Here is a 13003-nt window from a genome sequence, read left to right on the forward strand (position 1 = left end):
ACGTCAGGTTCGCCGCTTGGCCCGCAAGGTTGGATCGGCCTGCGTCGGATCCTCGGGCCAGGGGTGTTTGGGATATTGCGCGCGCATGTCCTTGCGCACATCCGCGTAAGATCCAGCCCAAAATCCCGGCAGATCGCGCGTGATCTGGATTGGTCGCCGCGCAGGCGACAGCAGAGTGATCTTGAGCGCCTCGCCCCCGATAAGCGGATGCCGGGTGACACCGAACAGTTCCTGCAGGCGGACCGATATCTCGGGCACCGCCCCGCCGTAATCAATCGGCACCTTGCGACCCAGTGGTGTTTCAAACGATCCCGGCGCGCGACGGTCCAATTCCTGCGTCTGGGACCAGTCCAGCCGGGCGCGCAGGGCGGGCAGCAGGTCGAACTTTTTCCAGTCGTCTGCACTACGCTGACCTGACAGCATGGGTAGCAGCCAGTCGTCCAGAGCGGCCATCAGCCCGCCCAATGAAAAGTCCGGCAGGTCGATCCCTTCGGCGCGTACCAGTTCCACCCGTGTCGCCAATCGTGCCGCGGCGCCGTCCAGCCGCAATCCCAGATCACGCACTCCGTCCAGCATGGCGCGGGCGATGGCCTCGTCCGGCGCGTCCTTCCAGATACGGTCATCCAGAGTGATCGCGCCAAGGCGTTCCTGCGTGCGCGCAATGACCCGGCGTTCGCGTTTCGACCACGCGCAGCTGTCGACCCATTCGATCTGATCCGCGAACAGGTCCCGGATTTCACGTTCCGAGATTTGTGCGGCCATGCGCACCTTGGCCTCGCGCGGGTTTCCGTCCGTATCTGTCACAACAAGATACGGCGCGGCCGCCAATGTGTCACCGCTGTCCAGCACGACGCCCTTGCCGCCGGACAGAACGTAACGCGGCACATCGCCTTTGCGGCGTTGCCCAATTCGATCGGGATAAGCCAAGGTGGCCATCGCGGCTGGGCTCAGGTCTGTCTTGCTGCTTCGCGCTTTCAGCCGCTTGCTCTCGGCTTTGATCCGTGCCAACGCGCCCATGTTGATCTGCCACACTCGGTTGCGTTGAAAGGCGCGGGTATCGCGCAAAGCATCAAGCCGCAGCAACAGATCTACCGGAGCGCCCTTTAGCGGATCACGTTCCGCCATCAGCGCAGCCAACGAAGCGGCACTCTCCCCGGCAGTCACCAGCATATGCCCCAGCCGAGGATGCAGGGGTAGCGAAGCCAAGGCCCGTCCGTGGTCGGTGATCCGCCCTTTTGCATCCAACGCACCCAGCATGTTCAGCAATGTGCAGGCCTCGGCCATCGTTCCTTCGGGTGGTGGTGTCAAAAAGGCGAGGTCATCCGGTTCGGCCCCCCAAAGCGCCAGTTCCAGCGCAAGGCCCGTTAGGTCGGCGGCTTCGATTTCGGCAGGTGGGTAGGCGGCCAGCGCACCTTCTTCACCTTTAGACCAAAGCCGGTAACACACGCCCTCGGCCACGCGCCCTGCACGACCTGCGCGTTGGGTTGCTTCGGCCCGCGTCACCCGTTCCGTGACCAGCCGCGACATGCCAGAGCCCGGATCGAACCGCGCCCGGCGCGCCTGACCCATATCCACAACCACGTGGATGTCGGGAATGGTCAGCGAGGTCTCGGCGATTGACGTCGAGAGCACGACCTTGCGCCCTGTCTCGGCTGGCGAGATCGCTGCGCGCTGGGCGGCAAAGGGCATTGCTCCGAACAGAGGTCTAACAGCGCAATCGTCAGTCAACCGTTTGGATAATGCGGCTTCGGCCCTGCGGATTTCGCCCTCGCCGGGCAGAAAAACGAGCATACCGCCCTCAGTTTCATGCTCGGCCTGGACGACCAGATCAATCAGCGCGTCCAGTCGTCGCGCCTGTGCACCCAGCGGCCGGTCCAGCCAACGTGTTTCAACCGGGTAACTGCGCCCTTCGGACGTCACCACCGGCGCGTTCATCAGTTGGCCGACGGGTTCGGCGTCGAGTGTGGCGGACATCGCCAGCAGGATCAGGTCGTCGCGTAGTGCGCCCGTAACCTCAAGGCACAGGGCAAGCCCGAGATCAGCGTTCAAAGATCGTTCGTGAAACTCGTCAAAAATCACCGCGCCGACGCCGGGCAGATCCGGTTCAGATTGCAGCATTCGGGTCAGAATACCTTCGGTCACCACTTCGATGCGGGTTGTTTTTGAGGTTTTCGCATCGCCCCGCACGCGGTAACCGACGGTTTCGCCTGCACGTTGTCCCAGTGTTTCAGCCATCCGCTCTGCCGCGGCACGCGCAGCAAGCCTTCGGGGTTCGAGCATTATGATCTTGCCGTCGCACAACCCGGCCTCGAGCATCGCAAGAGGCACCCGCGTTGTCTTGCCTGCGCCCGGAGGGGCTTGCAAAACGGCCCGGCCATTGGCCTTCAGGGCGTCAAGCAATTCGGGGATAGCGTCATCGATGGGCAGGCGTGTTGTCATTGGCGCCTTATCCGCCAACCAAGGCGCAACGTCCAGTTCTGCTGTTTCCCAATGACGATGATCGCGCCGCTGCAGCATAGAACCAGCGGCGGTCCGGTCAAAGAGGATCAACAGCAACACATAGATGCGAAATGCAGGTATCGGGCAGGTTTCCTTCGCGGTCCGGTCTGGACAAATCACCTGTCGGGGCGGCAAGTAGTCGTGCCGCAAAAGATCGGGGTCGGAATGGATATGGACAGCCTAGGTGATAAGATTTTGAACGGAGACCGGCGTGCGCTGGCCCGGGCAATCACTCTGGTCGAAAGTGGCCGCGCCGATCATCGGGCGCAGGCGTCTGAGTTGCTGGCGCATTTGGCCAAAGCCGGGCGGCAATCCCTGCGCGTTGGGTTGTCCGGTACTCCGGGGGTGGGCAAATCCACCTTTATCGAAAGCTTTGGCATGATGCTGATCGAGCAGGGCCTCCGCGTTGCGGTCCTGGCCGTCGACCCCAGCTCGACCCGTTCAGGTGGATCTATTCTGGGTGACAAAACCCGGATGGAGCGGTTGAGTCGCGAGAAGAACGCCTTTATCCGCCCATCCCCCAGCCAATCCCATTTGGGCGGCGTGGCTCGCCGTACACGTGAGGCGATTGCCCTGTGCGAGGCGGCGGGATTCGACGTGGTGCTGATTGAAACTGTAGGGGTCGGGCAGTCCGAGACCGTCGTCTCTGAAATGTCCGATCTGTTTCTGCTGCTGCTCGCTCCTGCGGGCGGTGATGAATTGCAGGGGGTCAAACGCGGCATCATGGAAATGGCCGATATGATCCTTGTGAACAAGGCGGATGGAGATTTGAAAGCCACGGCCACCCGCACCTGTGCCGATTACGCGGGGGCTTTGCGCCTGCTGCGAAAGCGCCCGCAGGACCCAGAAGGTTTTCCCAAAGCGATGACCGTTTCCGCGGTCGAGGAACATGGACTTGACCAAGCCTGGGACGAAATGACCACCCTGTCAGGCTGGCGGCGTGAAAACGGCCATTGGGATGGCAACCGCGCGGCGCAAGCGCGGTTCTGGTTCGATCAAGAGGTGCGTTACGCGCTGCTATCGCGGTTGGATACGCCGACCGCCCGCGCAGAAATGGATCGCCTTGGGGCCGCCGTTGGCGCAGGCAATCTCAGCCCGACGGCAGCTGCGGATCGAATGCTTAGTATCCTGGCAACACACTAGACGCCTGTTGGTGTCAGTGGTGGAGGGTGCGCTAAAATCATGTATTATGGGCAAGGATGCAATTTCTGATTGTGCAATTTCGAGAGCAAGGCGGTAGTCTCGATGGTGCGCAAGTCAACAAATGAACGCGTCGGAGAAAGCCGTACATGCCCAATATCCGTGGGACAAATGGTGACGACGATATCGAAGTCACCGGCGACGAAGGTACGCTGAACGGTACGCCTCAGGGCACACCCATTGATGATATTCGCGCCCGTGGCGGCGACGATGAGATCACGATTGTAAGCAGTACTATTTCCGGAAGTGTAAGCGGCAATGCCGGAAACGATGAAATCACAGTGTCCAACGCCCAGATCGATGGGCAGATCAATGCGGGCCGCGATGCGGATACCGTCTCGGTTTTCGACGTTGGCGTCGGCAATATCCGTTTGGGGCAGGGTAATGATACCCTGAACTTTATCCGAACCCAAGTCGCCGGGGATGTACGGGGCGGCGGCGGGCAGGACGCGCTGAACCTTCCGGTTGGCACCACTGTAACAGACGACAATTTCGGTACGCTCACCGTTGTTGTCGGACAATCCTATTCGCTGTCCAGCGGCAGCTTCGAATTGCCCTCGGGGATCGTGGTCAACTATAGCGGGTTTGAATCCGGCACAGGTTTTTTGTGCTTTACCCGCGATACAGTAATTCAAGCACAACGTGGTCCGGTCCTTATTCAGGATCTTCGGCAGGGGGATATGATCCCAACGCAGGGCAACGGGATGCAACCGATCCGCTGGATCGGGCGTCGTAAATTTGACTCGGTGGCATTGGCGGGCGATCCGAAACGTCGCCCCGTCCGCATATTGGCAGGCGCGCTGGGCAATGGGTTGCCCAAACGAGACCTGCTGGTGTCACGGCAGCACAGAATGCTGGTGCAGTCAAAAATCGCTGAACGGATGTTTGGCGAGACCGAAGTTCTGATTCCAGCGATGAAACTGACCGCGCTGCTGGGGATATTCGTTGATGATACGGTGGACAGTGTCGAATATTACCACCTGCTTTTTGATAGGCATGAGGTTATTTTTGCCGAAAACGCCCCAAGCGAAAGCCTTTTTACCGGGCCTGAGGCGCTCAAGACCCTTAGCCTGGAAGCCCGACGTGAAATATTCGATATCTTTCCGGAATTGGCGGATATGAACCACAATCCCAACCCGGCCCGGCACATCCCCAAAGGCCCCCAACAAGCGCGCCTCGTGGCTCGGCACCTGAAGAATGAAAAGCCACCGCTGCAGGGCTATGAGGTATAGGGAAACGCCCCTTGGATGTTTAAATCCCAAAAAAGCAGTTATGTAGAACCCGCTCTGAATACGTGACTGAATGAAATAACCCGATCAGACAGGCGATTCTGGTCAAAAAAGGGCAGTTGAAGAATGCAGCAACGTCGGATTTTTGATGGAAATCGACTGCGTGCCACGCTTTTCAATCCAAGTCAGTCTCGCTTGTATGTCACCTTTCGCCACCGGGTGTCTGATCCGGGACAGTTTTCGGAACCCCGGTCAGCGGCAACTTTCATACAGGCGGGGTATGCGCATTTGCATCGTGCAGCACGACTGAAAAGCTCCCACTATTGGGCGCGTCTGGCGGCGGCAGCGGCAAAAACAGGTCGCCCTGAGTTAGAAAATCACGCCCTGAAACGGCTGGGAGAATTAAATGAAAACTTGGTGCTGTGAATCCTTGGCATATGGCTTGACCCCGTCTGTGATTCCCACTACATGCATCCAACCAGTTTTCGGGCGCGACTTCGGGTTGTGCCCCTTGTGATTTGGCCGAGGGTGTAATGCCTGGCCTCCAGAAACAAAGGAAGAAACCATGTCGCGCCGTTGCGAACTGACCGGAAAAGGCCCGATGACTGGCAACAATGTCAGCCATGCCAAAAACAGAACTCGTCGTCGTTTTCTGCCCAACCTGAACGACGTTACGCTGCAGTCGGAAACGCTGGGCCGTGGCGTCAAGCTGCGCATCTCGGCGGCTGCCCTGCGTTCGGTCGACCACCGTGGTGGTCTGGACGCGTTCCTGGCGAAAGCCAAAGACGATGAGCTGTCCAACAACGCATTGAAAGTGAAAAAGGAAATCGCCAAGGCGCAAGCTTCGGCCTAAGACCTTTTTCCTGCAAGAATTCAGGCCCTGTACCTTATGGTGCAGGGCTTTTTCGTTTTGTGCAGAGTGCTGTTTTCAATTTGGAATTAAATTTTCGCATTGGGTGAAATTGTTCACATACCGTTTGCTCTACCCGTATTATGTTTAGGCATATTCATCTGGCGGAGTTCAACCTCATGTCTTTCAAATCATTACCTTCTTTCTCCCTTCTGGCCGGCTTTTTCGGCAAAACGTTTGGGGCATGTCTGCGGATGCAGCGTCGGGTGAATCGGCTGCATACAAGCCTGACAAAAGGGTCCGTCAAGCGTCCGGAGCTGGACCGCTGACATTGTCCGCCCGGCCCTGGGCTTCAGGCATGTCTGATTGCGCTTGAAGCCCGTTTTGTCTCTGGCCTATATCGGGGACAGGATGAAACCCGTTCTGAACAAAATTCTGCCGTTTGTGCTGTCGCTGCTGGTCGTTTTGACCGGGCAGGGCGTTGCTGCATCGCGCGGTGTGGACCGGGCGGTCGGACATATGGTGTTGTGCACCGGCTCGGGACCGGTTGTGGTCTATATGGATGCCGAAGGGCAGCCGACAAAGGCCCTGCACTTCTGTCCGGATTACGCGCTGAACCTGTTGGGCGCGGTGAGCATTGCGGAGCCATCCTTGCCGGATGCCCCGGAAATCGATCGACCCATGCCATCGCGTATGGCGGAGAATCTGATCGCTCTGCCGTTACCATCTCAACCAGCCCGGGCACCTCCTGCAAGCGTTTGATTCATAATCAATTCTTATCAAACGCCAAACTACAGGAGAGGCGCTATGTCCCTCACATCCAGACTGCTGACCACCCTTGCCGCCGCAACCATTGCTACCGCCGCTTTCGCGCAGGACACGATCACCGTCGATGACGCTTATGCTCGGTCGTCGGGTAAATCAGCCAAAGCTGGCGCGGCCTTCATGATGATTCAGAACACCGGCGCGACCGATGAACGTTTGATCGGTGTTGAATCGGACGCTGCGGCTCGGGTCGAGCTGCATACACATATTGTCGACGAAAATGGCATTGCCAAAATGACCCATGTCGAAGAAGGCATTGCCATCCCGGCGGGTGAAACGCACATGCTGAAGCGCGGCGGCGACCACGTGATGTTCATGGGCCTGACAGCCCCGTTTGAACAGGATGCAATGGTTCCCGTTACGCTGATCTTCGAGACAGCAGGCGAAGTCGAGATCGAAATTCCGGTGGATTTGATGCGTAAGGACACCGGCGGTCACGGTTCGCATTCGAACTAGGGCTACGCCTGAACTCGGGCCGCGCTGCGGCCGTCATCTATACGACAGGCCGGGAAATTCCCGGCCTGTCGTGGTTGTGGAAAAGGTTCAGCGGTTGACCACCCGCATTGCCACGCGATCATGGGCGCGTTTGAAGCGCATAGCCAGCCAGAGCATCACGGCAGCAACAGCCAGCGCCGAGAAGGCAATCGCCCAACCGAGCGCCACCATGCCGCTGCCGGGCCAGAACAACAAAACAAGGCCGATCAACAGCGCGACAATGCCGGAGTTGCGCATGGTGGATGCGTCCGGATGTGCATCGGGCAATTGCCGCCACGCCATCAACGAGCCAATCCCGACAATCAAAGCCCAGGCACCCAGCAGGAAGAACGCGAGGCGCGCGACGCCTTCCGGCCAGATCAGCAGGATCAGTCCGATCAGAAGCGCCCCAATGCCGAAACCGCCGATCAGGCCACGCCGGCCAAACCCCAGCAGCGTCAGGCCACCATCGAGGACCAACAGCAGGCCCACCAGACGGATCAGCAACGAGATACTGCCCGTCGGCCAGAATAGCGCTGCGATCCCGAGCGCACCGGCCAGGAGTCCGCGCAGGAGGAATGTCCACCACAGGTCCGTTAGCTGATCACCAAGTGCGCCACGCGTATCGAGCCTGTCATCGTCAAGGACTTCACCTTGTTGGTTTTTTGGGTCTGTCATGGGGACCTCTCGGGTTGTTAGGGCACTAGTATAGCAAGGAAATTCGCCACTTGTCTGCGGGTTTCGCCCTATTGCGATTTCAGGATCTGATCGACCCAGCGCGGAATGGTTTCTGTTGCGGGGCCTAGTATGACTTCGTCGAAACTGGATGCGCCGGTCGACGGCTCGAGGTTCAGTTCGACAGTTCTTGCTCCGGACATCATGGCCTCGTGCACGAAAGCCGCGGCGGGATAGACCTGACCCGAAGTGCCGATGGCGGCGAAGATGCTCGCGCCTGCCAGATGATCATAGATGGCGTCCATGTGATAAGGCATCTCACCAAACCACACCACATCCGGCCGCGCGGTTGGGGCTGAGCAGGTGGGGCAGGACTCGCCCACGGCCATCTCGGGCGGTGCCGTCCAGCGGTGGCCACAGGTCGCGCAAAGCGCCCCGGCCAGCGTTCCGTGCATGTGGATCACATCCTGCGCGCCACCGGCCTCGTGCAGGCTGTCGACGTTTTGTGTGACGATCACAACCTCGCCGGGCCAGTCCTGCTGGAGTCGGGCAAGTGCATCGTGGGCCGCGTTAGGTTGCGCCTCGGCGGCCTGTACGCGGCGGGCATTGTAGAACCCGTGCACCAGCGCGGGATCGCGCGCGAACCCCTCGGGCGTGGCAACGTCTTCGATCCGGTGCTGGGCCCACAGACCGCCCTCGTCGCGGAACGTGCCCAATCCGCTTTCGGCGGAAATCCCGGCCCCTGTCAGAATGACGATCTTTTCCATCTTAGCCCTTCGCGTTACACCGTGGTTCATGACCCACCGTATCCTGTTCGTCTGTCTGGGCAATATCTGCCGTTCACACGCCGCCGAGGGTGCCTTTCGCGCCCGTGCCCCGCATCACACCACCGATAGTGCCGGAACCTCTGGCTGGCACATCGGTGACCCACCTTATGGGCCGATGCAAATGGCAACTCTGTTGCGCGGCATTAAACTGGATGACTTGCGGGCGCGGCAATTCACGGCCAGGGATTTTGACAGGTTCGATCTGATCATCGGGATGGATGCCGACAACATCGCGGATATTGAGGCATTGAGGCCAGCCGGGAACGAAACCCCAGTACGTCTGCTGACGGATTTTGCGCCAAATATCGGCACAGACCACGTCCCGGATCCATACTATACTCGTGACTTCGATGGAGCATTGGATCTAATCGAGGCAGCGGTCGAAGGTCTCGACGCGCATCTACGCAGCTAGCTCATCAGCTTTAGGCGATTGTTCAGCCATGGCAACTGCGCAAGGGCCGGGTCAACAATCTGGCTGCCCATTAGGCGGCGCATCATGCCTGCGACCTCTTGCGGGACCTGACCTGACCAGTCGGTGCGGGTGAACAAGGAAATCGTCCGCGAAACGTCTCCGATCGGGGCAGGGTGTGCCTCAAGCCCGTCATGGAATCGCGCCGCCCGCATATAGCCCAGCGGCGTCGTGATCACCCAGCCGAGGCCGCGCGCGACCATCGCCATCAGCGCCAGATGAGAACCGATTTCGAACCGTTCTTCAAATTCCAGCTGCTGGCGCGCCAGATGGGCCTCAATCTGGCGGCTGATCAACTGCTCGCGGGCATAGCGTAGGAAGGGCAGATCCTGCATGGCGTTTTCGGCCCCTTTGGGCGTCACCAGAATGAAGGGATCGCGCACCAGCGGGTATTCAACAACGCCTTCCAGCACCTCGCCGCTATGGGCTGACACCACAAGCTGAAGGCGCTGCGCGTCAAGTTCTTCGAACAGGTCGAGGCTGGGCAGTGTGATCAGTTTGAACTTTGACCGGGTCAGACTTTCGGCCAACAGAGTGGCCAGTCGCGGGGTCAGGTCATTGTCGAAATCGTCAATCAGGCCAACAGACAGGGTTGCGAGGTGACCCAAGTCCATCACGGTCAGCTCGCTTTGAGCCATCTGAAGCTCGGCCAGAACCGCCTGTGTGCGGGTCAGAAAGCTGCGCCCAGCTTGGGTCAGGCGCATTGGACGTCGTGCGTGATCCACCAAATCGGTGCCCACTGCCTTTTCCAGATTGCGTAGCTGCTGGGACACTGACGGCTGGCTAAGCCCTGTGATCTCGGCGGCTTGCGCCACCGATCCGGTCCGCGCCAACGCCTCGAACACTTCGAGGCCGCGCAGGGTCATCCCTTTCATAACCATCAGATATCCCTTTCACTGCGCCTTTCTGGGGCGCAGTTCGGGTCAGGTCAAGGATTGATCAGCCTAGTTGCAGATCGCCTTCGCCATCTGACCAAAGTTCCGATACCGGTCCCACAGCGCATCGTCGCGCTGGGTCTTCGACATCTTGAGCTCTTGCGCCTGATGCGGGTCGCGGAACCATTTTGCAACGGTCTTTTGATCACTGCGGGTCAACGCCTGATTGGCCACTTGCTGAATGCAACTGCACCGATCTCGCGTCGCTGCCGACCGGTCAGACGCCAGACACGCCCGTTTGATCTGCGCCGCGTCCACAACCGGAGCCACTGCCGTCAGCGATGCCGCACAAAATGCGATTAAGAGGAACTGTTTCATGCTCATGCCTCGTTTTTTGCCTGCCCGGACGGGTCTTATGCCCCTCTCGGTCTGCGCGGGAGTATGAATCAAAGTGGATTCGGGATCAATCATGAGGTTCGAAAAAGTGATTGCAAGCAGCTGGGATCTCGCGTTTTCTGTCCTGACTTTGCATAGAAATTCTTTTTTGAGACCATAATGCTTAAGAAATACGGACGTACTTTCCACCTGCCACAATCTCCTGGCGCCACCAGTGATGACAAGATCATGTCCAGCGTCGATGAGCTGTCATCGGCAGATGAGGTCGTCTTTACTGAAAAGATGGACGGCGAGAATACGACAATTCATAGCTAAGGCTGTCACCCGCGCAGCATCGACGCAAGATATCATCCGTCGCGAGATTGGATGAAGGCGTTCGCAGCCGGTATCGCGCCTCAGCTTGCCGAGGATGAGCGCATTGTCGGTGAGTATTTGTTTGCGCGTCATTCCATCGCGTATTCAGAGTTGCCGAATTACTTTTTAGGTTTTGCGTGGATTAAGGCTGAGGTGGTGCAACCGTGGGTCGCGACGCTTACACGCTTTGCCGAACTCGGAATCACTGCGGTTCCCGAACTATATCGCGGTCGGTTCACAACTCAGGTCGTGGCGGACGTAATTGCTGACCTGAACCTCGACAAACAAGAGGGGTTTGTCGTTCGCACGTCAGCGGCTTTCAAGGAAGAAGACATGCACACGCACCTCGCGAAATACGTGCGTGAGGGCCATGTGCAAAGCGAGATGCATTGGATGAATGCGGAACTGGTCAGAAACGGACTGGTCTGACTGGGCGGAGGGCTCGGAAACAAAGGGTTTCCCCGCATGTCGTCCCACCTTGACCACAGCCCAATTCCGACGCATATCCCCAACCCATGACAGACCTCGCTCATATCCGCAATTTCTCCATCGTCGCGCATATCGACCATGGCAAATCCACCCTTGCTGACCGGCTCATCCAAGAGACCGGGACAGTCAAGGATCGTGACATGAAGGAGCAGTTGCTCGACAGCATGGATATCGAGCGCGAACGCGGCATCACCATCAAGGCCAACACGGTCCGCATCGATTATACCGCCGACAATGGCGAGCAATACGTGCTGAACCTGATCGACACCCCCGGCCACGTGGACTTTGCTTATGAGGTCTCGCGGTCCATGCGCGCGGTCGAAGGATCGCTGCTGGTTGTGGACTCGACGCAGGGCGTCGAGGCGCAGACGCTGGCGAATGTCTACCAGGCCATTGACGCCGATCATGAGATCGTGCCGGTGCTCAACAAGATCGACCTGCCGGCGTCTGACTGTGACCGGGTCGCCGAACAGATCGAGGATGTGATCGGTATCGACGCGTCCGAGGCGATTCAGGTTTCGGCCAAAACCGGGCAGGGCATTCACGAGACATTGGAATCCATCGTAACCCATCTGCCTGCACCGCAGGGCAATCTGGACGCGCCGCTCAAGGCGATGCTGGTGGATTCGTGGTACGATGCCTATCTCGGCGTTATCGTTCTGGTCCGGATCATGGACGGCACGCTGAAAAAGGGCATGCGGGTCAAGTTCATGTCGAACAACACCCTGCACCATGTGGACCGCGTCGGTGTCTTCCGCCCCGAAATGGAGATGGTCGACTCGCTGGGCCCCGGTGAGATCGGCTTTCTCACCGCCTCGATCAAACAGGTCCGCGACACCCGCGTTGGTGACACCATCACCAATGACCGCAACGGCACCGAAGAGGCTCTGACAGGCTTCAAACCCGCGCAGCCGGTGGTGTTCTGTGGTCTCTTCCCTGTCGACAGTTCCGAATTCGAGGACCTACGCGACGCGATCGACAAACTGGCACTGAACGACGCCAGCTTCAGCTTTGAAATGGAAACCTCGGCTGCACTTGGCTTTGGCTTCCGCTGCGGCTTCCTGGGCCTGCTGCACCTTGAGGTCATCCGCGACCGTATCGAGCGCGAATATGATATCGAGCTCATCACCACCGCGCCGTCGGTGATCTATCACGTCTACATGAAAGACGGCGAGATGATCGAGCTGCACAACCCCGCCGACATGCCCGACCCGTCCAAGGTCGACCATATCGAGGAACCGCGCATCAAGGCGACCATCTTGGTTCCGGACGAATTCCTCGGCGACGTGCTGAAACTCTGCCAGGACCGCCGTGGCATCCAGATGGACCTGACCTATGCGGGCAGCCGCGCCATGGTCGTCTATGACCTGCCGCTGAACGAGGTCGTCTTTGACTTCTACGACCGCCTGAAATCGGTGACCAAGGGCTATGCCTCGTTCGACTACCAGATGACCGGCTATACCGAGGATAATCTGGTCAAGATGTCGGTGCTGGTGAATGACGAACCCGTCGACGCGCTGTCGACCATGGTTCACCGCGACCGGGCCGAGATGCGGGGCCGGGCGATGTGCGAAAAGCTCAAGGACCTGATCCCGCGCCACATGTTCAAAATCCCGATCCAGGCCGCCATCGGAGGCAAGGTCATCGCCCGCGAGACCCTCTCGGCGCTGCGCAAGGACGTGACCGCGAAGTGTTACGGAGGCGACGCCACGCGGAAACGCAAACTGCTGGACAAGCAGAAGGCGGGGAAAAAGAAGATGCGTCAGTTCGGGAAGGTGGATATTCCGCAGGAGGCATTTATTTCGGCATTGAAGATGGATGGCTGACTTGGTTCATTGCCA

Annotated in this window: 15 protein-coding genes; 10 read left to right on the plus strand and 5 right to left on the minus strand. The window is 58.9% G+C overall.

Translation table 11 applies throughout. The features are described 5' to 3' along the window. Nucleotides 1-3 precede the first annotated feature (3 nt). Nucleotides 4-2439: an ATP-dependent helicase HrpB gene (gene hrpB / locus DHN12_RS20085; protein WP_108861814.1), complete on the minus strand. Its 2436-nt coding sequence runs from the start codon at nt 2437-2439 to the stop codon at nt 4-6. 225 nt (nt 2440-2664) lie between these two features. On the opposite strand from hrpB, the gene meaB reads away from it, so the two are divergent. The 6 genes from meaB to DHN12_RS20120 all read left to right on the plus strand — a co-directional run bounded on the left by meaB (nt 2665) and on the right by DHN12_RS20120 (nt 7059). Next, nucleotides 2665-3642 (plus strand): methylmalonyl Co-A mutase-associated GTPase MeaB, encoded by a 978-nt coding sequence (gene meaB, locus DHN12_RS20090; RefSeq protein WP_108861773.1) that lies wholly within the window; start codon nt 2665-2667, stop codon nt 3640-3642. A gap of 146 nt (nt 3643-3788) precedes the next feature. After that, a complete protein-coding gene (locus DHN12_RS20095) occupies nt 3789-4931 on the plus strand; it encodes a Hint domain-containing protein (RefSeq protein WP_108861774.1) in 1143 nt (380 codons plus the stop codon). A gap of 123 nt (nt 4932-5054) precedes the next feature. Then, nucleotides 5055-5354 carry a hypothetical protein gene (locus DHN12_RS20100; protein WP_108861775.1) on the plus strand — a complete coding sequence of 100 codons (300 nt, stop codon included), beginning with the start codon at nt 5055-5057 and terminating at the stop codon, nt 5352-5354. Nucleotides 5355-5493: 139 nt separating this feature from the next. Continuing rightward, entirely contained in the window at nt 5494-5781 is a 288-nt protein-coding gene (gene rpmB, locus DHN12_RS20105; RefSeq protein WP_058272217.1) for a 50S ribosomal protein L28, read from the plus strand. Nucleotides 5782-6189: 408 nt separating this feature from the next. Then, nucleotides 6190-6540, plus strand: coding sequence for a hypothetical protein (locus DHN12_RS20115; protein WP_108861776.1), 351 nt, complete (start codon nt 6190-6192; stop codon nt 6538-6540). Between the two features lie 45 nt (nt 6541-6585). Next, nucleotides 6586-7059, plus strand: coding sequence for a copper chaperone PCu(A)C (locus DHN12_RS20120; RefSeq protein WP_108861777.1), 474 nt, complete (start codon nt 6586-6588; stop codon nt 7057-7059). Between the two features lie 87 nt (nt 7060-7146). On the opposite strand, the gene DHN12_RS20125 is transcribed toward DHN12_RS20120, so the two are convergent. Further along, complete coding sequence (locus DHN12_RS20125) at nt 7147-7755, minus strand: HdeD family acid-resistance protein (protein WP_108861778.1); 609 nt, start codon at nt 7753-7755, stop codon at nt 7147-7149. 68 nt (nt 7756-7823) lie between these two features. Beyond that, a complete protein-coding gene (locus DHN12_RS20130) occupies nt 7824-8519 on the minus strand; it encodes an NAD-dependent deacylase (protein WP_108861779.1) in 696 nt (231 codons plus the stop codon). Nucleotides 8520-8547: 28 nt separating this feature from the next. Between DHN12_RS20130 and DHN12_RS20135 the strand changes: the two genes are divergently transcribed. Beyond that, nucleotides 8548-8991: a low molecular weight protein-tyrosine-phosphatase gene (locus DHN12_RS20135; RefSeq protein ID WP_108861815.1), complete on the plus strand. Its 444-nt coding sequence runs from the start codon at nt 8548-8550 to the stop codon at nt 8989-8991. Here the strand turns inward: DHN12_RS20135 and DHN12_RS20140 are convergent. Then, a complete protein-coding gene (locus DHN12_RS20140) occupies nt 8988-9929 on the minus strand; it encodes a LysR family transcriptional regulator (RefSeq protein WP_108861780.1) in 942 nt (313 codons plus the stop codon). The two genes, DHN12_RS20135 and DHN12_RS20140, sit on opposite strands and share 4 nt — an antisense overlap. 63 nt (nt 9930-9992) lie before the next feature. Next, nucleotides 9993-10301 (minus strand): hypothetical protein, encoded by a 309-nt coding sequence (locus DHN12_RS20145; protein WP_108861816.1) that lies wholly within the window; start codon nt 10299-10301, stop codon nt 9993-9995. 177 nt (nt 10302-10478) lie between these two features. Here DHN12_RS20145 and DHN12_RS25170 point away from each other — a divergent pair, with 177 nt between their 5' ends. From DHN12_RS25170 to lepA, 3 genes are all read left to right on the plus strand, one after another. Continuing rightward, a complete protein-coding gene (locus DHN12_RS25170) occupies nt 10479-10634 on the plus strand; it encodes an RNA ligase family protein (protein ID WP_306418418.1) in 156 nt (51 codons plus the stop codon). Nucleotides 10635-10652: 18 nt separating this feature from the next. Further along, entirely contained in the window at nt 10653-11102 is a 450-nt protein-coding gene (locus DHN12_RS20150) for an RNA ligase family protein (RefSeq protein ID WP_306418419.1), read from the plus strand. Between the two features lie 86 nt (nt 11103-11188). After that, on the plus strand, nt 11189-12988 hold the full coding sequence (gene lepA / locus DHN12_RS20155) for a translation elongation factor 4 (protein WP_108861781.1): 1800 nt from the start codon (nt 11189-11191) through the stop codon (nt 12986-12988). Nucleotides 12989-13003 lie beyond the last annotated feature (15 nt).

The sequence above is a fragment of the Ruegeria sp. Alg231-54 genome (assembly GCF_900143525.1).
Taxonomy (GTDB): Bacteria; Pseudomonadota; Alphaproteobacteria; order Rhodobacterales; family Rhodobacteraceae; genus Ruegeria.